This is a genomic window from Vibrio sp. 10N.247.310.23 (assembly GCF_041467155.1).
Taxonomy (GTDB): domain Bacteria; phylum Pseudomonadota; class Gammaproteobacteria; order Enterobacterales; family Vibrionaceae; genus Vibrio; species Vibrio crassostreae_C.
In genome coordinates this window covers 54,897-77,690 of record NZ_JBFSTZ010000020.1, presented here as the reverse complement: position 1 = coordinate 77,690, position 22,794 = coordinate 54,897, and the positions used below count along the sequence as shown (strand labels likewise).

General features: G+C 40.4%; 25 protein-coding genes and 2 pseudogenes. 5 read left to right on the top strand and 22 right to left on the bottom strand.

Features of this window, described 5'->3' with window-relative positions:
- Positions 1 to 59: 59 nt before the first annotated feature.
- The 4 genes from AB6D93_RS15850 to AB6D93_RS15835 all read right to left on the bottom strand — a co-directional run bounded on the left by AB6D93_RS15850 (position 60) and on the right by AB6D93_RS15835 (position 2,186).
- Positions 60 to 1,115 carry an AI-2E family transporter gene (locus tag AB6D93_RS15850; protein ID WP_102333541.1) on the bottom strand — a complete coding sequence of 352 codons (1,056 nt, stop codon included), beginning with the start codon at positions 1,113 to 1,115 and terminating at the stop codon, positions 60 to 62.
- Positions 1,116 to 1,214: 99 nt separating this feature from the next.
- A complete protein-coding gene (locus AB6D93_RS15845; RefSeq protein WP_102333542.1) occupies positions 1,215 to 1,427 on the bottom strand; it encodes a hypothetical protein in 213 nt (70 codons plus the stop codon).
- Entirely contained in the window at positions 1,414 to 1,902 is a 489-nt protein-coding gene (locus AB6D93_RS15840) for a hypothetical protein (RefSeq protein WP_065583857.1), read from the bottom strand. The genes AB6D93_RS15845 and AB6D93_RS15840 overlap by 14 nt, the downstream gene beginning before the upstream one ends.
- 35 nt (positions 1,903 to 1,937) lie before the next feature.
- Positions 1,938 to 2,186: a hypothetical protein gene (locus AB6D93_RS15835; protein ID WP_010431939.1), complete on the bottom strand. Its 249-nt coding sequence runs from the start codon at positions 2,184 to 2,186 to the stop codon at positions 1,938 to 1,940.
- 305 nt (positions 2,187 to 2,491) lie between these two features.
- Between AB6D93_RS15835 and AB6D93_RS15830 the strand changes: the two genes are divergently transcribed.
- Positions 2,492 to 2,920 (top strand): DUF2383 domain-containing protein, encoded by a 429-nt coding sequence (locus AB6D93_RS15830; RefSeq protein WP_010431941.1) that lies wholly within the window; start codon positions 2,492 to 2,494, stop codon positions 2,918 to 2,920.
- Between the two features lie 107 nt (positions 2,921 to 3,027).
- Positions 3,028 to 3,438 carry a hypothetical protein gene (locus tag AB6D93_RS15825; RefSeq protein ID WP_010431943.1) on the top strand — a complete coding sequence of 137 codons (411 nt, stop codon included), beginning with the start codon at positions 3,028 to 3,030 and terminating at the stop codon, positions 3,436 to 3,438.
- 188 nt (positions 3,439 to 3,626) lie between these two features.
- Here AB6D93_RS15825 and AB6D93_RS15820 read toward each other — a convergent pair whose 3' ends face one another.
- The 6 genes from AB6D93_RS15820 to AB6D93_RS15795 form a co-directional block, all read right to left on the bottom strand.
- A complete protein-coding gene (locus AB6D93_RS15820; RefSeq protein ID WP_017065202.1) occupies positions 3,627 to 4,544 on the bottom strand; it encodes a mechanosensitive ion channel family protein in 918 nt (305 codons plus the stop codon).
- Positions 4,545 to 4,585: 41 nt separating this feature from the next.
- Complete coding sequence (locus AB6D93_RS15815) at positions 4,586 to 6,199, bottom strand: diacylglycerol kinase family protein (protein ID WP_102333543.1); 1,614 nt, start codon at positions 6,197 to 6,199, stop codon at positions 4,586 to 4,588.
- A 150-nt stretch (positions 6,200 to 6,349) separates the two neighbouring features.
- Positions 6,350 to 6,778, bottom strand: coding sequence for a hemerythrin domain-containing protein (locus tag AB6D93_RS15810; protein WP_010431952.1), 429 nt, complete (start codon positions 6,776 to 6,778; stop codon positions 6,350 to 6,352).
- 70 nt (positions 6,779 to 6,848) lie between these two features.
- Positions 6,849 to 7,046, bottom strand: coding sequence for a hypothetical protein (locus AB6D93_RS15805; RefSeq protein WP_010431955.1), 198 nt, complete (start codon positions 7,044 to 7,046; stop codon positions 6,849 to 6,851).
- An 8-nt stretch (positions 7,047 to 7,054) separates the two neighbouring features.
- On the bottom strand, positions 7,055 to 7,225 hold the full coding sequence (locus AB6D93_RS15800; RefSeq protein ID WP_010431958.1) for a DUF1328 domain-containing protein: 171 nt from the start codon (positions 7,223 to 7,225) through the stop codon (positions 7,055 to 7,057).
- Between the two features lie 42 nt (positions 7,226 to 7,267).
- The gene (locus AB6D93_RS15795) at positions 7,268 to 7,813 is read right to left on the bottom strand and encodes a BON domain-containing protein (protein WP_017065851.1); all 546 of its coding nucleotides are present in this window, start codon (positions 7,811 to 7,813) and stop codon (positions 7,268 to 7,270) included.
- 335 nt (positions 7,814 to 8,148) lie between these two features.
- On the opposite strand from AB6D93_RS15795, the gene AB6D93_RS15790 reads away from it, so the two are divergent.
- On the top strand, positions 8,149 to 9,489 hold the full coding sequence (locus AB6D93_RS15790) for a sigma-54-dependent Fis family transcriptional regulator (RefSeq protein WP_010431963.1): 1,341 nt from the start codon (positions 8,149 to 8,151) through the stop codon (positions 9,487 to 9,489).
- 123 nt (positions 9,490 to 9,612) lie between these two features.
- Here AB6D93_RS15790 and AB6D93_RS15785 read toward each other — a convergent pair whose 3' ends face one another.
- The 5 genes from AB6D93_RS15785 to AB6D93_RS15765 form a co-directional block, all read right to left on the bottom strand.
- Positions 9,613 to 11,037: an aspartate kinase gene (locus AB6D93_RS15785; protein WP_017065849.1), complete on the bottom strand. Its 1,425-nt coding sequence runs from the start codon at positions 11,035 to 11,037 to the stop codon at positions 9,613 to 9,615.
- A 78-nt stretch (positions 11,038 to 11,115) separates the two neighbouring features.
- A complete protein-coding gene (locus AB6D93_RS15780) occupies positions 11,116 to 11,502 on the bottom strand; it encodes an ectoine synthase (RefSeq protein WP_010431969.1) in 387 nt (128 codons plus the stop codon).
- Between the two features lie 13 nt (positions 11,503 to 11,515).
- Positions 11,516 to 12,781: a diaminobutyrate--2-oxoglutarate transaminase gene (gene ectB, locus AB6D93_RS15775; protein WP_010431972.1), complete on the bottom strand. Its 1,266-nt coding sequence runs from the start codon at positions 12,779 to 12,781 to the stop codon at positions 11,516 to 11,518.
- A 35-nt stretch (positions 12,782 to 12,816) separates the two neighbouring features.
- Positions 12,817 to 13,350: a diaminobutyrate acetyltransferase gene (gene ectA / locus AB6D93_RS15770; protein ID WP_010431975.1), complete on the bottom strand. Its 534-nt coding sequence runs from the start codon at positions 13,348 to 13,350 to the stop codon at positions 12,817 to 12,819.
- A 467-nt stretch (positions 13,351 to 13,817) separates the two neighbouring features.
- Positions 13,818 to 14,078 (bottom strand): DUF5062 family protein, encoded by a 261-nt coding sequence (locus AB6D93_RS15765; protein WP_102333544.1) that lies wholly within the window; start codon positions 14,076 to 14,078, stop codon positions 13,818 to 13,820.
- Positions 14,079 to 14,526: 448 nt separating this feature from the next.
- On the opposite strand from AB6D93_RS15765, the gene AB6D93_RS15760 reads away from it, so the two are divergent.
- A complete protein-coding gene (locus AB6D93_RS15760; RefSeq protein ID WP_029235681.1) occupies positions 14,527 to 14,742 on the top strand; it encodes a hypothetical protein in 216 nt (71 codons plus the stop codon).
- Between the two features lie 162 nt (positions 14,743 to 14,904).
- Here AB6D93_RS15760 and AB6D93_RS15755 read toward each other — a convergent pair whose 3' ends face one another.
- Positions 14,905 to 15,561, bottom strand: coding sequence for a Qnr family pentapeptide repeat protein (locus AB6D93_RS15755; RefSeq protein ID WP_102333545.1), 657 nt, complete (start codon positions 15,559 to 15,561; stop codon positions 14,905 to 14,907).
- A 320-nt stretch (positions 15,562 to 15,881) separates the two neighbouring features.
- Here AB6D93_RS15755 and AB6D93_RS15750 point away from each other — a divergent pair, with 320 nt between their 5' ends.
- Positions 15,882 to 16,472 (top strand): TetR/AcrR family transcriptional regulator, encoded by a 591-nt coding sequence (locus tag AB6D93_RS15750; RefSeq protein WP_102333546.1) that lies wholly within the window; start codon positions 15,882 to 15,884, stop codon positions 16,470 to 16,472.
- 105 nt (positions 16,473 to 16,577) lie between these two features.
- On the opposite strand, the gene AB6D93_RS15745 is transcribed toward AB6D93_RS15750, so the two are convergent.
- The 6 genes and pseudogenes from AB6D93_RS15745 to AB6D93_RS15720 form a co-directional block, all read right to left on the bottom strand.
- Entirely contained in the window at positions 16,578 to 17,825 is a 1,248-nt protein-coding gene (locus tag AB6D93_RS15745) for an anaerobic sulfatase maturase (protein ID WP_102333547.1), read from the bottom strand.
- Between the two features lie 117 nt (positions 17,826 to 17,942).
- On the bottom strand, positions 17,943 to 19,688 hold the full coding sequence (locus AB6D93_RS15740; protein WP_102333548.1) for an arylsulfatase: 1,746 nt from the start codon (positions 19,686 to 19,688) through the stop codon (positions 17,943 to 17,945).
- 91 nt (positions 19,689 to 19,779) lie between these two features.
- Positions 19,780 to 19,845 (bottom strand): annotated as a pseudogene (locus tag AB6D93_RS15735) (sel1 repeat family protein); the annotation flags it as partial.
- Positions 19,838 to 20,179 (bottom strand): annotated as a pseudogene (locus AB6D93_RS15730) (hypothetical protein); the annotation flags it as partial. The pseudogenes AB6D93_RS15730 and AB6D93_RS15735, both read right to left, overlap by 8 nt.
- Before the next feature lie 85 nt (positions 20,180 to 20,264).
- Complete coding sequence (locus AB6D93_RS15725; protein ID WP_102333550.1) at positions 20,265 to 21,680, bottom strand: coniferyl aldehyde dehydrogenase; 1,416 nt, start codon at positions 21,678 to 21,680, stop codon at positions 20,265 to 20,267.
- A 275-nt stretch (positions 21,681 to 21,955) separates the two neighbouring features.
- On the bottom strand, positions 21,956 to 22,438 hold the full coding sequence (locus tag AB6D93_RS15720) for a MarR family winged helix-turn-helix transcriptional regulator (protein WP_017061075.1): 483 nt from the start codon (positions 22,436 to 22,438) through the stop codon (positions 21,956 to 21,958).
- Between the last annotated feature and the right edge of the window lie 356 nt (positions 22,439 to 22,794).

Genomic DNA, 22,794 nt, shown 5'->3' with positions numbered 1-22,794 from the left:
CAGAACTAACACTCACAGAAAGAAGTGACGCTGAGTGGTTATCAAGGCTTACTTCTGCTCTACTGACCTTTATGAGCATTCAACCTTGGATGTCTTAACTGTTCAAAAAATACATTCACACAGACAAGTAATGGGACCCCTACTAGCATTCCCATAGAGCCCCATAGCCAACCCCAAAATACAAGCCATACAAATAAAATCAGCGGATTGAGACTAAACCTTTTCCCCAGTAATGTAGGAGTAACCAATTGGCTTTCTATCAAATTAATCGCCAGGAAGACCGCAGCGACCGTCAATGCATAGCTAAACGACTCAAACTGTATAAAAGAGACTAAAGCAAAGCACGTAACTGAAACCATCGGGCCAAGATAGGGGATAAAATTCATTAAGCCTGCAAAAGCGCCCCAAAGGAAAGGGTCTTGCAATCCCATCATATAAATAGCAAGGCCAACAGTGAGTCCTAAGCAAACATTAATGATGGTGATGGCACCGATGTAACGAGACAAATCCTTTTGAACAACTTTAACCAATTCAACAGCCCTACGCTTATCTGAAAAGCATTCAAAAAGAGATAAGCTTTGAGAATAAATTCTTCGACCGTAATTCATCATGAAATACGCCATAAGAAACGCAACCAACAACTGAGTAACAATGGTTGGTGTTGTCGTAAGCAATGATTCTATAATGGAAAAAGCCGTGTTATTGGTAAGCCCATCATTGGTAACAGTACTACTCATGGAGAACCCGGTGGCGTCAGTTAAGCGACTGTTTTGAGTAACCTCACTCACTTCATTAGATACATTCTCGACCAACATTGGTAATTTTGACCACCATTGCTGAGCGGGCTCACTCAACATATTCAAACTAATCACAACAAAGCCAATAAAACCAATAAGTACAGCCATTACGTTAATGACTCGAGGGATACCGAAGCGAGTAAGGTAGTTAACTAGAGGGCTACATAGCAAAGAAATAAAAGCACCAAAGATGATTGGCAACAAAAATGGCTTGGCGATATGTAATGTAAAAATAGACATCATGAGAACAGCAAGGAGCATAAAACTAGTTTGCAACACACTTCGTTGTCTAAGAATACTGTATTTTTTTGATGTCATTTTATTCCTATGAGTAGAAGGTTTTGTTTTTGAGGCTTCGTCAATTTGAATCAGGCACTCGATACCGTCAGCCAACACTAACTTGAATCAAAATGATGGTTACTTAAGTAAATTAAGTATTAGCGATAGCTGTTTATAACCAAAAACAGACGATTTAAAACGATGAGTTCGATTCAAAATTACAACACCAAGGCCTGTGATGCCAAGAGCATACAAGGGGTACTTGTGAACAAACTCTTTTCCTTTGTGACGAATAAGTCCCATACAAAGTTCAACTTGACGAGCTCTACTTCTCCCCTCAAGTCTTTTCATTTGAATCTGTCTTTGTCGATTTTTGAGTGCTGACATGTAACCCCTCCTTCAATTGCTCTTTCGTACATTCAAAACCTATAAATTGCTTTAAGTAACTAGAACGAAGTACCAAGCATATTAGAATCAAACCGAGTGTGAATATAAACGCGCCGTAACCCGCTAACAGATTCAAAGTGAAGTAGTAGATCACTACTCCAGCACCGACGGCGATACTAAAAAGAAACAGCGGTAACAACGCAACAAAGAGGAGCTGAAACACAAGACGCTTTTTAAATGCATCAACACTATTGCGAAACTCCAATAAGAAAAGCTCTAAGGTCGATTGAGACCATTGCTGGGTATGTGTCTGTAATATAGCTAAGTCTTTCCACAATCCATTTAACTCAGAAGCAGAACGTTTAAGATCATCCACCTTACGATCGCTCGATTTATCATTGGCAGAGTTTACTGGGTCATTTTGACTATTTACCTGCATAACGGTGCTCTCTCAATTGCGATGTTGATATATGGCTATTTGATTAACTTCGAGACAGCCCAACCAGCGAGAAACGCACAGCCAACACTCAATAATGGACGCTCTTTAATGATGTTTTCCGCTTTCTCAGACGTGTTCTTCACACTTTCAGAGCTGGCCTCGAGAGTTTCATGGACCGCCTCTTTCACATTTTCGATAACTTCTACTGCGGCCTCTTCAGCTTTTTCATAAGTTTCTTCAATTTGTTGTTTGGCTTCTGAATTTTTAGCGTTTGACTTTGGCATAAGTTTTCTCCTTATTTGATTATCATAAGCCAGAGAATAATATTAATACTATTAATCTCTAGCTACTTTAATAATCAATGCTAGCATCGTGCCAACTTTCACAAGTACCAGAATAATTGAAGATAAGCTCCCATATCATTAATAAATGGCATTAATCAATGTAATAATTTCACTAGAAAACATCTATTAATGTATTTTTTACAAAAACAAAGTAAAACCTTAGACGAAACAAGCTGAATATAGGGTTATTAATTGGCATAAAAAATGCAATAAACCAAATACAGCTTAGAACCAAATGAGGATTCATGAGAAACCAAAGTATATTATCTATTGTTAACCTGATAAAAAGTGGAAATATTATTTACGAAAAAGCGATATCCAACATAAGAAGTGAAAAGATGGCAAAAAATCTTTTTGATATCTACACGGTAAAGAAATGTGCAGAGTTAAAGTTACAATCTTTAACTTACTACTCAAAAATACATCAAGAACAGATACCCGCTAGTTATACGATAAATGCCAGAGAGCGCTGTATTGAAGCGGAAGATACAAAAGGTAAAAACAATCAAGAGCTCTATTTAAAGCACCTAGAAGGTGTCGAGACAAAGATCATTTCCGACATTGAATCACTGCTAGAAACTAACCCTGATTTAGAAGGGAGAAGAAGATTAAAAGTGGTAAAAAATGAAATGGAATCATGTCGAGACCAAATACACAACATGCGTCAGAATTAGTTATTAGCGAATGATGGTTGGAAATCAGAATCAAAGAAAAGGCTTATTTTAATTATTATAAATCAACTGAAATTATAAATACTACTGAGATAAAAAGGAGTAATGATATGTTGTTTAAAAAGGACAATGATCCCCTTGAGGTAATTCACTATAAAGGCATAGAAAAAATACTATGTACATTGAAAGATCACTACTTCTCATGTGTTGACCTAATTGAACAGAAAGCACATGGGAACATTGCAAGAGCTGCAAATCGATTTATAAAAGTTGAACGTTCATTAATAAACGAAGTAAACACCAAGTTCTGCATTAACAATGAAGTTAATGACAATGACATATTGAGTCAGCCCCCTGCGTTAATTGTTAGTTATAACGATATGTACCAGAGTAATTTAAGCCTAATTTCTTACCTCAAAAACACTATTAGAAAGTTTAACAATCAACATATGTCTGCTTTTTTCTCCTATTGGGTTGCGGCGTTGCAAGTTGAAAATGATGAGATAGCAAAGCATTTGTAACAGATATAACCCATCTAAAATAGATACGATTAATTAACTTGAGAAGAGAATCAAAGCCTACAACACAATCATTAAACAGTGGGAATAATCTAGGTTTAATTCTGATCTAATTCTGACATCACTCAAAATAAAAAGCGTCGAGGCATATTGCCTTGACGCTTTTTTACGAGAGGGACCGCTATGTTATTCTAGGAAGCGTCATCGACAGCCCCAGTCATCATTCTAGACAGACTTTTACCACCTTTGGGATCAAAATCAAGTGTTCTAATCGGAAACGGTATTGTCATTCCAGCCTCTGATAATGACTCTTTAACCGCTATAATACCGTCGTGCTTTGCGTCCATATAACCAAAACCTCCTGGGTACTCAATCCAAAACCAAACCAATAAGTTAACGCTACTATCAGAAAAGCTTGAAGCGTAAACCGTCGTATCTTCTTTCCGACTAACATAAGACTTTTGGTTTATCGCTTTGGTTATCACCTCAGCGGCTCTTTTGGGACAGTCTGCGTAGGAAATCCCCACAGGGATCTCGACCCTTCTTCGTCCTTTTCGACTGTAGTTCGTCAAAATATTTCGGAAAACCATCTTATTGGGAATCATGACGTGTTGACCAGAGAACGTTTCAACCAGTGTATTTCGTAAGTTTATTTTGACTATGGTACCCATGACATCGTTGGAACCAACAACATCGCCAATTTTAAAAGGTTTACGAATACTCATTGTAATACCTGAAATGAGGTTCTCAGTCATATCTTGAAAAGCAAAACCGATAGCTAAACCTAGAATACCGGCACCGGCAAGCAACGATGTAACCGTACCTTGGAGCCCAACAAAATCTAACGCGACAAAAAATCCAATAGTAACAATGGTAACCTTAACAATAGAAGCCAGTAAGTTAATGACTTCTTGAGAGTCGACAACTCTATTGCTCAATCTTTTAAACAACTTACCGCTTATGTTGGCAACAAAGATAAAAATAAGAAACGTAACAAAAGCAACAATCAGGTTAGGGATAAGTTTAATTGCTTCAACTAACCAATGCTCTAACTTACCCTCTATCAGATGCTGAAACTTCTCTAAGTTAAAAGAGAGATTCATGTCCATGGTGTCTCCTTCTTATTCAATATGCAGATTATTCAATACATTCATGGAATACAAACCGTTAAGGCTTGCTTATCAATACTTATCTCCAGCGAATCAGCCGAATACGTCTCTCCATCAATCACGTATGAAATAGGTCGGTCAGAATCAATTTTAACGAGCTGTGCCGAAGCATAAGTAAAGTAACTAGCTTGTTCTTTCGCTCCGAGACTCGATAACAACAGATCAGATAGAGCGATAGCTCGTTTACTAAGTGAATTTGTGTTTTCCAAATAGGTAATATGCAGCTTCCCATCATCCGGCCTAGGAGGCTGTCCCCCTTGAGCAAGCACAGTACTAAAAGGGGAAGAGTTCGCCACGACCAAACTTTGTAATTTCATACTTTGTGATGGTTGGTCATCGATTGAAATTTGAAAGTGTTGATTATCGTCGGTGATTACTGCATTGAAGAACCCAGTCAAATACGCGAATTGCCCTTTTTCATTTTTTTGTTCTCGATGTGCGTAATCGATCATCTGTTCTTCAAACCCAATACCAAGAAGCAGTAATATTGGTTGTTGATTACAGAACGCCAGATCGATTCTTTTTGAGTTGCCAGATAAAATAGCCTCACACGCTTTTTCAACAGGCGATATTTTCGAGGTCAATCCATAAAGCATATGACATAGAGCGTTCGCGGTACCCAAAGGTATAATCCCGAGTTGTGTATCAGTCTTCCTAACTTGCCTTGCGACTTCACTAACCGTCCCATCGCCACCTGCAACGATAATATGCGCAGTATTCCGGTCTTTGGCCTGCTTAGCTAATATTTCTGCTGATACTTCTTGGCTAGTAAGAAAAATATCTAAACTATACTTTCTCGTAAGTTCACGAATAACCTGTTGTTCATTCGCCAACCATTTACCACCACCTGCAACAGGGTTGGCAATAAGGCAAGCTTTATGGCCAAGAGTGAGCAAACCTTTATCACTGATTGCTTGAAGTGTTTTTAGTTGTAGATGGTTCAATTGGGCTGTACTTCGCACGTCGTTAATACTTTTCAAGACCTGCTCTACAGTAAGTGACGGATTTTTTGCTAAAAGATAGGCAGCTACGACAAAGACAGAACGTCCTCGACCGAGAGCACAATGCACAACAACCGATCTAGATTGATGGATTTGGGTATCGATCCAATTTATAGCATGTTTAAGCTTATGCATTTTAGGGACTTTATGATCAAGAACCGGGGTGTTTAAATAGCGAAATTGATCACCGGTCATTGCACTTTCTAAACCAGAAAACTCAGCTGTAACATCTACAATACAATGGATGTTTTGAGATTCTAAGAACGATAAATCTGAAGGGAACAAACGACGAGATACATATAAACCTTTTCCAACCTTCTGTATTGGTTCAACTTTATCTCTTTTAATTGCCCATGCATTGTACAGTCGAACACCTAAGAAGAATGGAATGAAGATCCATCTAATCCACCACACTATTTTCCCATCGCTAGTCTTCCTAAATATTGACGGCATATCGAAGATGTAGGCAACACTAACGATGAACATCGACAAACTACACCAGGCAAAAACACCACGGATTATTAGCTGTGGTATAAGAGCAGCAGCAAAAAAACAAGCTATAGCAAGAAGCATATAATATTTAATAATAAACATGTTACGCCTTAATTTATCCGTGAATTTAAATATATTTATCCGTAAATTTATCTATCTCTAAATTAAATAAAAGAAGGGCTCAAGAATGAGCCCTTAGCTTGATAACAAAGCAGTTTTATACTTATTTAAAGAATTTGATTACTTCGTGATTCAAGCAACCTCTTTTTCATATTTACGAGCTAATGTTTCTTTTTGTTCAGTATCTAAGACTCGACCTGCGGTTTGAAAAAAACGCTGCTCTTCTTCTTCTAAATGATGTTCAACCTTATCTTTTAATGTTTTCATTAAAACAAGCCAAGCTGGTGAAGACATCTCTGTATCATCGAGTTGAGCGAGTATTTTGTCGATTCCATGATGTTCAGCGATTCCATGTCTAGTCATGTCAATGGATTGATCACTCTCGATCAAAGGTGCATAAAAATGGCGCTCTTCTGCAATCGCATGCTTGGTTAACTCATCCTTAAGGTTAACATAGAGTTCTTGCCTAGCTTGTGTGTCTCCCGAAGTTTGGAGTAACGCATCCATCAAAAGTCGTTGCTTTTCATGACTGTCTTTGAGCACATCAAATATATTTTTCATGTCTAATTCCTACTTCATTGGTTTATTTTTATGAGGATTTTGGCATCTCATTGCACTCTAGATGACAGTTCTAGCAATCTTCATCTTTCGCATCTAAATGCTCTTTAATATTTTCACAGCTATCTTCTATTGCGTTTTGAGTATCCTCTACAGCCTCATCTACATTTTCCCCGGCTTGTTCCATCGGACCTTCATCACTACATGCCGCAAGTGCAAATGTAATACCCACAATAGTTAAAAAACGGTAAGCGTTCGATTTGATGTTCATATAAACTCCTAATGTTTGTTTTTATTCAGCAACATAATTACCACTGAAACCAGTAGTGATATTGCAAATATATAAAATATGATCTTTGCTACTGTCGCAGCAGCCCCAGCGATACCACTAAATCCCAATAGGGCGGCAATAATTGCGACAATAAAAAATATTAGCGACCAGCGAATCATCGTTATTCCCCAATTTTTAATAAATTACCAATTGTAGAGAGGTTAAATAATATTTAATTTATCCACCACTCTCTCTACATTCGGGGTATTATTTGCTATAGATAAAGCTAAGTCGTGTTCACTGCTTGATGAAACTGAACCTTTCAAGATAACCACACTGTTTTCGGTTTCAACTTGAATATCGCTACCACTAACATTGGTATTCATTAATAAACGAGTGATTACCAGTGTCTTTATGTGAGCATCAGTCAAAGCTTGTACGGCTGCGGGTGTTTTTTCTTTGTCTTCATCAATCACTGTAAGTTCGTTTTTTACAGACTTAACGTCATCTAGGCTTAGCACTAACTCTTCTGCCAAATCTTTCTCTGTTTCATTTTTAACCGAGCCAGTTAAAGTAACCACTCGATTTTTAACGTAGGTGTTGATGTCAAATGAGTTTAAATTAGTATTCAGTAATAAAGTCGTTTCTGCTTTTCCATCAATCCACGCATCGAAAGTTTCTTTTTCCCACATGCTATTAGCAAAAACAGTTGATGAAGAAGTTGCAATCAAAGTAGCTAATAATATTTTACTTGCAGTATTTCTCATTAATTATCTCCTCTAGTTAACTGACACTTGTACAATTGCAACCAGCATGCCAACTTTTTAACTGACTGAAAATAAAGGATTTACACTTTAATTTTGAAAATTTACCATTGGTAAAATAATCGGAGGTGTATTAATTACACGAGTATTTTGTAAAAATTATCATCAATGGAGATCCTAGAATAATTAATATCAATACTGTTAATTAGCTACTTCTACTATCAGTAATATTGTAACTACATTTAAAAGGTGGCGTATAGTAAATGATAGATTCGTATTTGAAGGACATTATGTTATTATCAAGGTCGTTTTCTGTCGTACAAAAAGAGAGTTAAATCATGTCATTACCGACACTTTTTATAGAGTTAAAAGATGAATTATTGCGGTCTAAAATAAACTCTCTAGATGAATTATCAAGCTTTGAAATAATTCAAAGTACTATGGATGTTCATTGGATTGACAAGCTACAACAACTGCAACCAGATACTGCTATTGTTGAAGTCTCTCGATTTACTAACGATGATTTTAAGTCCTTATCGAGTGCAACAGGGTTGGACGAAATGGACTTGATTATTATCAGTACAGGTACGCCAAACAAAAATTTAGACATGATGATGAACCATGGCGCAATCTTCCATTATAGAAAGCCCGTCGACATGCAAATATTGGAAGATACCCTTGCAGACTTCAGTCAATACTTCCTCCAGAAGCAGGAAGAAGGGCGTAAAGTGTCCACCAGCGATTTAGACCAGTTCGGTATGTTAGTCGGTTCTTCTAAGCCCATGCATAAGCTGTATCGAACTTTAAGAAGAGTCGCGAAGACTGACACCAATGTTTTGATTGTCGGCGAAAGTGGGGCAGGTAAAGAATTAGTCGCACAAACGATTCACCTTGCCAGTGATCGTAAAAACCAACCTTTTATTGCGATCAACTGCGGTGCTATCAGCCCTGAGTTAGTTGATAGTGAATTATTTGGTCATGAAAAAGGCGCTTTTACAGGGGCGAATCGCACACACCAAGGGGTGTTTAGGCAAGCAGAAGGTGGCACATTGTTTCTCGACGAAATCACCGAAATGCCACTTGAACACCAGGTCAAATTACTACGAGTTTTAGAAACAGGTGAATATCGCCCTGTAGGCAGTAATGCAACGAGTATCGCTAATACTCGAGTCATTGCAGCGACAAACCGAGATCCACAAGTCGCTATTGAAGAACAGTTTTTGAGAGAGGATCTCTATTTCAGGTTGGCTCACTTCCCCATACATGTCCCTCCATTGCGTGAAAGAGGCGACGACATCGTCGGCTTAGCAAAACATTTTATTGCTCATCGCAACGCAAATGAAACCACTGCGAAGACCATTTTCACATCAGCGCTTCAAAAAATATCAGCCCATGCATGGCCAGGGAATGTCAGGGAATTAAAACACTGTATTGAAAGAGCTTTTATATTGGCAGATGAGACGATTAAAGATGAACACCTAATTTTTGATACTCCTCCTTTAGAAACAGGGACTACCGTTGAGGATATGGTTCCGGCGGGTGTTTCTCTTGAGAAGATTGAGAAAGCGGCGATTATCAATACGCTCGAAGAAAATGAAGGCAACAAAAAGGAAACAGCACAAGACTTGGGAATCAGCATCAAAACGCTTTATAACAAGCTCGATAAGTATCAAGAGTAGTAATACTCATATCTGATGTTGCTGTGTGATCAAAATAGATACAGGCGATCGTTAATTTGCAGTTGATGTTTTGCTTTTCCATGAAAATTTAACAGTGGAGGGTGAGCCCTCCACTGTTAAATTTTATGCTGCATTCACCGATGTCTCGGTTCTTTTATCTTGGTCAAAGAATTCTTCATGCAACGCGCAAATCGCTTGTTGATACTTGTCATCACTCACAACAAATTGCACATTTACGTTTCTCATAGACGAATGTAATGCAATAGGCGTAACACTATGGTTCATCAAAGCCAATACACCATTAGCGAGCGTTTTATTGGTATCAATTTGAGAACCGATCGCTGAGATTATAGCGACCATTCGACCTGAAATAGATGCCTGAGGGTAACGTTTCTCAGCCTTATAAGACACCTTGTTTAAACTCTCGGTGCTACCACCTAGATAATAGGTAATAGAATTGGCGTTCATCTCTTTACCAATAAGGTTCACTCTAGCATCTGCGATAATCTCCATTAACTCATAACTAACATTGTCCGCCTTACCGACCATTCCCTGGTCAAAAACATGTAACGCATATACCTTCTGTTTTCCGGCAATGATCTCAATGTGATTCGTGTCTGGTCGGTAATCAGAAGAAATCAGTGTTCCCTCATGTTCTGGCTCGAAGGTGTTTTTGATTTGCAGTTCTATGCCACTTTCTCGTAACCCAGCAGCCGCATTAGAGTGAATAGCTTCCATACCAAGGTTAGCCAGTTGATCGGCAACATCATAATTGGTTGCCCCAATCGGTTTAACCGAACCTACACCAACGACTTTTGGGTCAGCCGAACTAAAGTGATACTCCTTATGGATGATCGCCAATGATGCCTCAGTAATAGTAGCGATACGACTAAACGTCATCTCACTGTAACCACGATCATAAGTATGCATCAAACCTTCTTTGCAATACGCATAACCAGTTACTATGGGAAGCTCCTCAGTAACATCAATGTCAGAGAAAGCCTCTCTAATCGTATCGTCCAAACTTTGAGGGGTTTTGTTGTCCCAACCAGAAAGGTCAACAAAGGTCGAATTTATACCAATGTTTTTTAATTTAAGAGCCGTGTTGTATGCACTATGTGACTCTCCAATTGAAGAAAGAAACTCTCTAATCTGTGGTAAATAATGTCTCAGTGAAAACTGTCCGTATTGACACGTTTCAAGAATGTTAGTGATACAGTTTTTAGCTTCTGAAATACGAGACCGGATGAACTTATCAGCTCTCATACGATTCATTGGATCCGCAAAAATATGCTCATTGGTCAATAGCATGCGGCGTTCAATATAAGATAGAGCATCCTTCCACGAATCGTCACGCATCGCTATCAATTGATAGATACCAGGCTTACCTGTTTTTTTACATTCCAACAATGCATCCGTCATACCGCTGTATGCGGACACAACAAAGATTCGGTTATACGGATTTTGAGGGCGGAGAATAATATTGTCGAGCACAGCATCAAATGCTGTCATTGATGTACCGCCGATTTTTTCTACGGTAAATGTCATAAAAGACCTTTTGTTCTTGAAGAGATTAAAGACGAAATAATAGGGAGCGGGGTGAGATATCACCCCTGAAGATATGGGTTAATCAACGAGTGGATAAACGCCGTTTTCATCGTGTACTTCAGCGCCAGTAATTGGTGGGTTAAACACACAAGCCATTGTCATTTCTTTGTTTTTATATGCGCGTAAATAATGCTCATCATTCTTATCTAGGATGTACAACGTACCGGGTTTGATTGGGTAAGTTTTACCACCAACGACTTCAATCTCCCCTTCACCACTCATACAAAACACAGACTCCAAGTGGTTTTGGTAATGGATATGTGTTTCTGTCGCTTCGTAAATTGTTGTGATATGAAAAGAAAATCCCATATTGTCATCTTTCAATAACATGCGAGTGCTTTCCCAGTTATCCGATACAATACGTCTTTCACTATTACGACATTCATCAAGTGTTCTAACAATCATTTTACTCTCCCTATTACGATGCTTTCTTGAAATGCTTGGTTGCTACCACTTCAACTGAGTCTTCGAAAATAGTTAAACCTTGCATCAATTCCGATTCTGAAATGGTTAATGGACAAAAGAACTTCAAGATTTCATCGTTTGGACCTGCGGTCTCAATTACCATGCCCTTGTCAAAACACACTTTTGCAATCTCATCAGCTGTGTTCCCATCTTTACATTCAATGCCAATCATCATTCCGCGTCCCTTGCGTTGAACAAATAGCTCAGGGAAACGCTTGAGATTGCGTTGAATGACATCATCGACCATGCTTGAGCTACGTTGAATATGATTTTCAAAATCATCATTTGACCAATACATTTCTAACGCTTTAGCAGCAGTAATGAACGCATGGTTGTTACCACGGAAGGTGCCGTTGTGTTCTCCCGGCTCCCACTTGTCTAGTTCAGGCTTTAATAAAACCACAGCCATCGGTAAGCCATAACCACTTATCGACTTAGATAGCGTAACGATATCTGGTTTTATACCTGAAGGTTCAAAGCTAAAAAACGTTCCTGTTCGACCACAACCGGCTTGAATATCATCCACAATAAGTAGGATATCGTGGGCTTTACAGATTTTGCTTAACTTCTGTAGCCACTCATTTGAAGCGACATTTAACCCACCTTCACCCTGAACCGTTTCCAATAAAACGGCAGCAGGCTTATCCATACCAGCGGAATTATCGGTTAACATCGTTTCAAATAATTTTAAACCATCGATTCCAGCGTAACCTTCAAATGGCAAACGCGTAACGTTGTTGAGATTTGAGCCCGCACCTTGCCTGTGGTGTTGGTTGCCTGTAGCAGCCAATGCACCCGCCGTACAACCATGAAAACCATTGGTAAATGCAACAATACTGCTTCGACTTTTTACTTTTTTCGCCAACTTAATCGCTGCCTCAACCGCATTTGTTCCTGTCGGGCCGGTAAATTGAACTTTGTAATCTAATGCTCGAGGTTCCAAAATAAAGCGACTAAGAGCTTCTAGGAATTCAGCTTTGGCTTCTGAATGCATATCCAAGCCATGTGTAATTCCATCCATTTCAATATACTCAAGTAAAGCTTGCTTAAGTATTGGATTGTTATGACCGTAATTGAGAGATCCTGCTCCAGCAAGAAAATCGAGGTAACGATCACCTTGTTTTGTTTCAAGCCAGCAGCCTTTTGATTTAGCAAAAGTGACTGGAAAACTATTCGAGTATGAACGTACGTTAGATTCCTGCTTTTTAAAAATATCCATGATAAGGCCGTTATTTGATTCCTATAAGTTAATGATTATTTAAGGGGTATTCGATACAAATACTCAGTATCGTGCAGCCCTTTAAAATGAACATTTTCATCTAAGAAAGTGGTCACTTTTCCAGTGCTACTATTTTTTGCGTCTAGCTTTTTAAAGAGTGCCCAAGACGCTTGATTTGACTTAGTAATGGTTGTTTCAATAGCTTCTATACTCTTCAGCCACTCTCGACGAAGTAAGCTGTTCAACATCTTGTAAGCTAAAGAGTGACCTCTAAATCGAGGGGCAACTGCAACTTGCCAAATAAAGAGAACATTAGGCTCACTCGGTTTTTGATAACTCGAGATAAAGCCCGCAAGCTCACCTTTGTTCTCAACCAAAATACAAGTTTTACTAAAGTGAGTGGATTGCAAAAAATTGCAATATGACGAGTTGGTGTCTAGTGGCGGACATTCTGAAATCAGTCGATAAATGTCGTTGCCATCTGAAGCTTTGGGCTCGCGAAAACTCCATTCTTCACTCGTTTTTTCTATCACTTCTGGACACAACACCCAAGGCGCTGATGTAATCATACTGATAAATTCCCTTTGAACTCTAATTAAATTCCTTTTTATTATGAGCATTTACTCCCTACTAAGATCAACATCTTAACCTTAAAAAACAAAAATTAGTGATCTGCGTCACATTTAATAGCGGTCAGCATGAATTAAATAATACTTTGAGTTCTAATGTATTTGATCGGTAGAGATCTTAAGAAAATGTCTTTAACCGAATAAGCGTCAAAAGAAGGTTAGAGTCATTAGTAAATTATGTGCTAAGATTGCCAATCAAGCGGCATAAATCACCAACACTCTCAGTGTTGAACATTCTATCGAGTAGATAACAACGCTTCGAATGGCAGTGACTCGCTATCCACTATTAAAATATCGGCCTCAAAAACAAAAAAACCTAGCGAGAGCTCGCTAGGTTTCTTATCTAACATATCGATGAATAATGAACTCAGAGGAAACGAGTCCAGAAATATCAGCTTGGAAAAGGTTTACTTCAAGGGATCATTGTCAGGCAATGCTTTATGTATCCATAGCGCCAGACGCTTTTTAATGTTTGCCCCATCAAGCTTACTTTCTGGTAACGGTGTGATCTGATTGACTTCAACAAGGAACAAGTACACCGCTTTAACCTTTATCGGTTGGGATGAATTTGGCAAATCAAAACCTTGTAGCTTAGCCATCTTAAAACCGACTTCAACTGCTTTTTTTACCAGCTTATCTTCATTAATGATCTTCGCGGTTTTCGACATATCATCTCCATCATCTTTATCGAATGAATATTGAGTATATCAAACCGAAAAATTCACAAGATTACTTCGCTCTCAATTTGAGGAGTCACTTTGATAAATAACATAAAACGAATAACAGGCTCTAGGATGACTCTAATTCGCTTGATAGTTACGCCACCAATACCTGTACGCAAACGGTCTCTTAACAGAACACTCAATAAATGAGATCTTAAGTCAAAAAACAAAAATTCGAATAATATTTGACTTAGCATTCCAAAGAATACGGAATATTATGATGTTCATTTTTAAAGTTAAAATTCAATAAAAGATCAATAAACTGCTGTTATTTAACTGGTTTAATACTAATTCGACTTAGATCATATTTACAACCAATTGTAACTAATTGTTATTTACAAAATACTCACTAAGAAAATAGAATAAAACCACTAATTTTATACTGGTGTTGAAAATGCGTTACCTCTGGGCTTCATTCTGTCATAAAAATCCAATTCCGGGTCGAATTGTTCATATCCTTGTTATGTTGATAGCGCTAGCTTCTATCACCATTCCATTGATTTCAAAAGACGCCACAACCATCTTAACTTCACTGTGTGCTGCTCTAGTCTGTTTCGTCGTTTTTGTCTTCTTTGCGCTCGCCGACAAAATGCGCTCAGGCATGCATTAATCAACCAATCAGTTCTCTATCACCAAGCATTCTCTTTTTAAAAATTCATTATAAAATGCTGGTTACCAAATACGGAAAAGCCCAAAGTTATTAGCTTTGGGCTTTTCTTCTATAGCGAATTCTTACATATTCCAAATAGCCTGTAGTTAGAAATTACAGCTATCAATCAGGCATCACCACAATACCCATGCTTTCAAGCAGTTGCTCTTGCTGCCACGCGACAATTTTGATTCCTGTTGTATCTACTTTACGAGGGTCCAACCCTTCTAATTCAGCATGGCATAAATTAGCACCTTGCATACTGAATTGCCCCCATACATCTTCCGAGAACACGCCTCGGCTAAGATCAGACTCTTTTAGTGACGCTCCGCCAAGGTAAGTACCTATCCAGCGGTTTTCAAATAACTCACACTTCTCTAAACAAGCTTGTTCAAAATTAGCGTAAGACAGGTTGCAACCCGTGATGTATGCCGAGCAAAAATACATGCGATTGCTCACCTGATTGGCAAAGTTCGCACGAGTAAAGTTCGCCCCTTTCAAGTCGCATTCACGTAGCTCAATACCATAGCAATTCGCGTTACTAAAATTCGCCATCGCCAACTGGCAATTCTGGAAGCTTGCGTCTCGTAAGTCGGCAATATCAAAGTGGCATCCCTCAATATCGCCTTGTTCGATAAACTTACAGTTAATAAACGTTGCATCACGTAAGTTCGAACGTCTGAAATCACAACGGATAAACGTGCAGGCTGTAAATGTAAGCTCTGATAAGTCTTGCTGAGCAAAACTGTGGTGATGATAAGTGCTGTTATTGGTGTCCATTTAGCCCCCTAAAGAAATTAAGCTAAGACTACCATTGCGATCTCAAGAAAACACTAAATTAAAAACCAATAAAAACAGCAACTTAAAACACCCCAATTTAGCCATTTTAAGGCACCAAATAAGCCCTTTAAGGTTGTTATTTTCGATTTATAGGATGTGCTTATCTTGAAAAAAGTTTTGTCGCTTAGAAGTACCAATAAGAGAAAGAGTTACTTTGACGAAACGAGTCAATTATTGACCGCGTCCTAACGCGCTAGACTGGACGGTTGGTATGTTGCTCGTTACACTATTCCTCATTCTCAGCATAAAGAGTAAGAACAATGAAAGACATGCGACAAGCTATGCTCGATGCAGGGTTTAACCTTATTAATGAACACGGGTTTGCTGGTGTTGGCCTGATGAAAATCATCAACCAAGCGGAAGGCACGAAGGGTTCTTTTTACCACTACTTTAAATCCAAAGAACACTTTGGTGAGATCCTGCTTACTAACTACTTTGATGAGCATCTCGCTAAGCTGGACGACTTTTTAAGTGATGAGTCGCTTTCTCGCCGTGATCGCGTTAAAGCCTATTTCGAGTTTTGGTGTGCATCGAAACTGACTGAAGACTTCAATATCCAATGTCTTGTCGTAAAACTGGCGGGAGAAGTATCTGGGTCTGCTAACCCGTTGCAATCGACCATGGCAGAAGGTGCAGAAAAGATCATCCTGCGTATGGCAAAGCTGTTTGAAGAAGGTAATGCCGATGGTGATTTCACTATCGCAGAGCCAGAATCGCTATCTCGAACGCTTTATGGTTTATGGCTTGGCTCAACGCTCATGGCCGCCATGCAGCGTAACCGTTCGATTCTAAACAATGCCATGGAAGAGACTCTTCTCGCCATGAGCCCAGCCCAAGAATCGGCTGACTAGATACCCGTTACCAAATACCAAATACCAAATACCAAGAGGCTCGCACAATTTAGCGAGCCTTCTATCTAACTTAAATCTTGATTGAATCCATTCACGCCTACTCCATTACCCCAGACGAGACGCAATATTATTGGCTTTGAATAAGTCCTTAATAACAGGGTCGATATGCTTGAAGAAGCTCAGCCAACCTTCACACAAGTAATTTAGCCCTGCTTCGCCGTCACGACTGGTAATGATTCGGTTCTTAGGGCATTCGCCATGGCATGCGAATTTAAACTCACAGGCTTGGCATTGTTTCGGCAGAGACTTCTGTTTGGCGAACCCAAAACTCTGCTGCTTTGGCGAAAAGGCTAAAGTTGAAAGTGCTTGTTCCTGAATATTACCTAACTGAAATTCAGGAAAGACATAATGATCACATGAGTACACATCGCCATTGGGCTCAACCGCTAACCCTTTGCCGCAGATCTCACTCAAGGTACACATGGTGCTTTCTCTGCCCATCCATACGCCGACAAAATTTTCAAAGTACGGCACTAATACCCGACCAAAATCGTGTTCAAACCACTCATCAAAAACGGTAGTGAGGAATTGTCCCCATTGTGCAGAATCGACACTCCAAGCCTCAACCTCACCTGATACGGGAATGATCGCTTGTTGGTTGCTCAACCATTTATTGTTGGTGTGAGCTTCGCACTTATCGACCACAGGTATAAACTGCAATTGCTTCGAACCCACTTCATCGCGTAGAAAGCGATAGACCTCTAATGGATACTTACCTGTCACATCATTCACGCAGCTTAAGGTCGCGAACTCGACGTTATGCTGTTTCAAGTAGCGAATGCCACGCATTGTTTGAGAAAAAGTGCCTTTGCCTGCACGGTTAGTTCGGTAGTGATTATGTAGGTGCTCTGGTCCATCAATACTCACGCCAATGATAAAGTCATTGTTCTTGAAGAACTCGCACCACGCATCATTCAATAACGTGCCGTTGGTTTGAAGGTCATTGCTGATCTTGCTGTAGCTAGGACAATATTTTTTCTGCAGCTCGACGACCTTTTTAAAGTACTCAAGCCCCAACAAGGTCGGCTCTCCACCATGCCAAGAAAAGATGATTTCAGGCGTATTCTGCCCTTCTATATATTGCTTGATATAACGCTCTAACAGGACTTCATCCATCGTATATTGAGAGCCTTTTGGATATTCAAGCAGCTGTTGTTTTTCTAAGTAATAACTGTAGGTGCAACTGATATTACACACCGCCCCAATCGGTTTTGCTAACGCTTGAAGCTTGCTGTGTGCTTTACCATTGAACTGCGGAACTGAACTCAAATTTGATAGCGATAATGTCGTCATGAAGAGTGCCTCGATGTAAAAGTTATTGTATTAGCCAAAACAATTCGTAATTCCTTTACACGGTGTTCATCGGCCAACCAAGCTTGATGGCATTAGGTTGGCCGAGTGGTTTTTCCTCTATTTCACGTTTTCAAACGGGTTCCACGCTTCGTCAACCGGGACGATATTTTGCGCTTTTTCGTATTCTTGATATTCAGCGACCATTTCAAGGAACAGATCTGGCATTTCATTTCTCAAGTCATGTTGCTCAGCTGGATCTTTCTTAGTGTTGTATAAGTGCCACTCACTGTCACCGCCCATTCCCGTAGAAATTCGGATGATCTTATGATCACCTTTAAGCAGAATTCCGCTACCAAACAATTCAAATGGAATCGCATTGTTGGCACTGTGCACGTCTGCCGTTTCCCCTTTGAAGTAAGGCAACAAGCTCACACCACTCATCGGCGCCACTTCTCGACCTTGATATTCGGTTCCTGGATGATCGACCTCTGCAATCTCAAGAATCGTGGCTGCAATGTCCTTCACTTGGGATAAGTCGTCTGTCTGAGTTCCCGGTTGCAACGCATCTTCACCGTCTAAAAGCGCTTTGGCTGGCTTAACGATAAATGGCACACGGATACCGCCCTCTGCTGTGTAAGCTTTGTACCAAGATAGGCCACCGGTTGAAGCGCTTGCCCACTCAGGACCCAATGAAACGCTGGAGTTGGCTTTCCCTAGGTTTTCCGTCGAGTTGTCGAAATGATGAGCAGTCCACGTTCGGATCAAATCACTGATATTTTCACCGGTAATATCCGCCGCTTCTGGGCCGTTATCCGCTAGGTACATGATGTAAGTATTATCGTATTCCCCGATTTCTTTCAGGTAATCGACTATCTGACCGACTTGTTGGTCCTGCATTTCCATCATGCCCATCGCGACAGCCATTTTCTTGCCGTACCACTTTTGTTCTTTTTCAGAGAGCGAGTCCCAAGGGCGGCTTAATGCGTTACGACCTGAAATATCGGCGTCTTTTGGAGTCACGCCCATCTCTTTCATGCGTTGGAAACGATCTTCTCGAACCGAGTCCCAACCATGTTCAACGTAGTAATCGACTTTATCTTGATAAGCAGACTCAGGCGCTTGCAGTGGTAGATGAATACCGGTGAATGGGACGTAAGCGAAGAAAGGCTTACCGTCGTCTTTTTTGCTGTCGATCATCTTGATGATCTCGTTGGTGTAAACTTGGTCTGAGTATTCGCCTTTGTATTTATCCTCAACCACTTCACCGTTGCGGTAAGTTGGCTCAACTTCAACACCTGGAATATCGCCTTTTTGCAGCGCATCCGCTGTCGCAGCGTTTTTGGCTGGGAACATCATATCTCGGTTAAAGTGATTCGAACCGCCCGCTAAGATACCGTAACTCTCACCAAAACCTCGATCATCCGGTAAGAATCCATCTTCATGTCCCAAATGCCATTTACCAGAGAGGTAAGTGTTATAGCCGCTCTCTTCAAGCAGCGTGGCGACCGTGACACCTTTCTTTGTGAGGTAACCTTCATAACCCGGCTTACCAATCGCGCCCGGATAGACGGCATAGTCGAAGGTACCAAGCCCAACCTCGTGGCTGTTTGCTCCGGTTAGCATCATAGAGCGCGTTACCGATGAAGTTGGGGACGCGTGAAAGTTAGTAAACTTAACCCCCTCTTCAGCCAGCGCCATTAGGTTTGGGGTATCCGCTTCTGAGCCATAAGGCTGTGTATCGGCAAAACCCACATCATCGCCAACAATGACAACAATATTCGGTTTTTCTGATTCAGCCGCAAGAGCAGCACTGCTTGCCGCCGCCATTGCCGTGAACACTAAAGATTTCTTGAATGTCTGCATAAGACGTTCTCCAATTTCTGTGATTAATTTTTTTATGATTAACTTTTTCTGTGGTTAACCTTTCTGTGATTAACCTGAGTTAGGATTTGAATTAGTGCGCGGCTTGCGACATCCAATGTAATAAGTCGAGCGCAGGGTCATACTCTTGAGCTGCTGCCGTAGAACCATTCATAATCGTTGATACACACGTTGTATAAGAATATGCCCACAAACATCGACTTCTCAAATGCACTGTAAATCATGGTCGAAGTACGCAGCGATTTGTACTTCGCCGAGAACATCAACAACACACCAATACAGCCAACCATGACTCCCCAGTGTTGATAGGTACCCATAAGATACTCTTTGTTCACCATCATCGTATCGTTATACGAGAACAGCGTTTGCATACTCCAATCAGGCGCAAGGAAAGTAGAGAAAGCGGTTGCGGTTAAGAATCCTGTAACCATCAAATACGCTTTCATCGTTCGTTCAAAAAATCGTTCCAACATAAAAATAACCTCTTAAAATAACGTCGTAAAAATAATTTCTTATAAATAACTTCTTGTAGATAAATTGAGTAGTGACAGAAATGATTTACTTGCCAAGCATGCTCATCACTGCGGTCTTTAATTCGTTGTCTTCTTTTGAAAACAGATGCTTAACTCGATGATCTAAGCCTGTTTCCAAGACAGTTTTGGCATGGGAGAAAGTAAGGAAACCTTCTTTGCCGTGATAGTTGCCCTGACCAGATTCACCAATGCCACCAAACGGCGCGTCATCAACCGCTAAATGGAAAACACAGTCATTAATACACATTCCGCCGGAATGAACTTGGTGTTTAACCTGAGCTTGTAAGCTCAAATCAAAGCTCATTAGATAAAGCGCTAACGGCCTTGGTTTGCTATTGATGACTTGGAACGCCTCTTCGATATTGCGATACGTAATCAAGGGTAATAGTGGGCCGAAAATCTCTTCGTTCATCACCTTGGATGACAGGCTTGGTTCAACAATTAGGTGCGTCACCAAACGATGGTTATCTAAGTCCATCGCTTCGTCATGGCAAGCGACGGTTCGCGTTCCTGCTTGTTGCTCTTCATTCAACAAGCCGACAATACGATCGCATTGACGAGGATTGATTAGGGACGTCAAACTCTCGGAATAGACCCCTTCATCGAACAGCAATTGGTACTGTTTTTTATACTCTTGAATGAAAGATTCAACTTTCCCTTCGGGTAGCAATACATAGTCAGGAGCCACACACACCTGCCCGTTATTGATGCTCTTACCATAAATGATTCGCTCAACCGCGATATCAATTGGCATGTCTTCTGCAACGATAACCGGTGACTTACCACCCAGCTCTAGCGTGACTGGGGTTAGCGTATCAGCCGCTGACTTCATCACTTGGCGACCCACTTGGGTTGACCCTGTAAATAGAAGATGATCAAACGGCAACGCCGAAAATGCGGCTGCGATTTCTACCTCACCTTCAACCAAGCACACCTCATCGGCATGGAAAACTTCCGCCAATAGCGATCTTAATACTTGGTTCGTCGCTGGGGTAAATTCGCTCATCTTGATCATGGTGCGATTTCCCGCAGCCAGCGCCGAAATAAGTGGGCCGACGGATAACATGATCGGGAAATTCCACGGAGCAATAATCCCGACGACGCCTTTGGGTTGATAAACCACTTCAACACGAGAGGTTGAAAGCAATGGGCCGGAATGACGAATCGAAGATGTCGACCAATGAGGTAAACACTCAATGCTGTGATCAATATTTCCGATACAAGGCAATATGTCAGCCATCAAAGTGTCTTGTCGGCTGCGGTGACCATAGTCCTCACTCACGGCTACACACAAACGATCTGTGTAATCGATTAGCGCAGATTTAAGTGCGAGCAGCTGCTCAATTCTCTCCGATATCGCTGGCATCGGTTTCTGTGCAAAAGCTCCCTGCATGCTGTTCAACGTCATGGTCATTTGTGTTGGCGTCAATTCGTGTTTCATACATCACCTCGTGGTTAAGATGAGCACACAACAATACGCAACAGACCGGTCGGTCTGGTGTTTTATTGTCAGAGAATCGTCAATGGAGTTTTGATGACAATCCAATGAGGCGGCTACAAACGGGGCAAAAAGTCAGGGGAATTTAAAATAAGAAGGCGTAACTAACACGCAGGGCAAATAGAGATTTTAAATGGCAGGATCAAAAATGGCCGCTTAGTGCGACCATTTGACAATTATTTAAGTTGTTGTTCTAAATAAACAATTTATAAATAAGGTTAGCTCTTGGCTACGTTTGCAATGCCTTCAAGTTGAAGTACTGGAGCGGCGTCGATGTCTTCTGCGTTCATCATTGATGATACTCGCTGCATTGAAGAAAGCAGTAAGCTTTGCTCCCACGGCTCTAGGTTTTGGAATTTTTTAACGAAGTTATCTTGCAGCGGTGGTGGCGCATTGTTTAGCAACTCTTGACCTTTTTCAGTCAGGTTTGCGTGTACTTTGCGGCGATCTGACGAGCTGCGAACACGTTGTACATAGCCGTTCAGTTCCAAGCGATCGATGATCGTGGTTGTGGTGGCTTGGCTTACATTGGTGTGATTAGACAATTCTTTGATCGTCACATTACCCATTTCTTGGATTGCTCTCATTAAGATTAATTGAGGGCCAGTCAAACCATACTCTTTACTCAGCTTCTTCGAGTGTAAATCGATAGCGCGAATAATTTGGCGAATAGCGACCAGGATTTCGTCATGTTTGTCCAAGATGCAGACCTTTGTACTAATATACTGTGAATGGTTTTACAGCGTCGAAGCGATGAAATGTCTCGAGTGATTACGTCACGCGCGCTCGAATTACACTGTAAATTGATAAATTACTTCATTGATTTTTCCGCATTGTACTGATGTTCATACTATTCTCAATCTTTTCTACACCACTAAACTTGCGTGGTACGGCACTTTTGCTTAATGAAGGGGAAATGAAAGCTTCAATGAAGACAAAAATAATGAACCAGAGAATACAAACTCAAAGAATAATATATTTTAATAATCATAGAGGTAAAGAGACTTAACCCTCTCCACCTAATAAAAAACCAGCCCTAATCGCCAAGCTGGAAAAC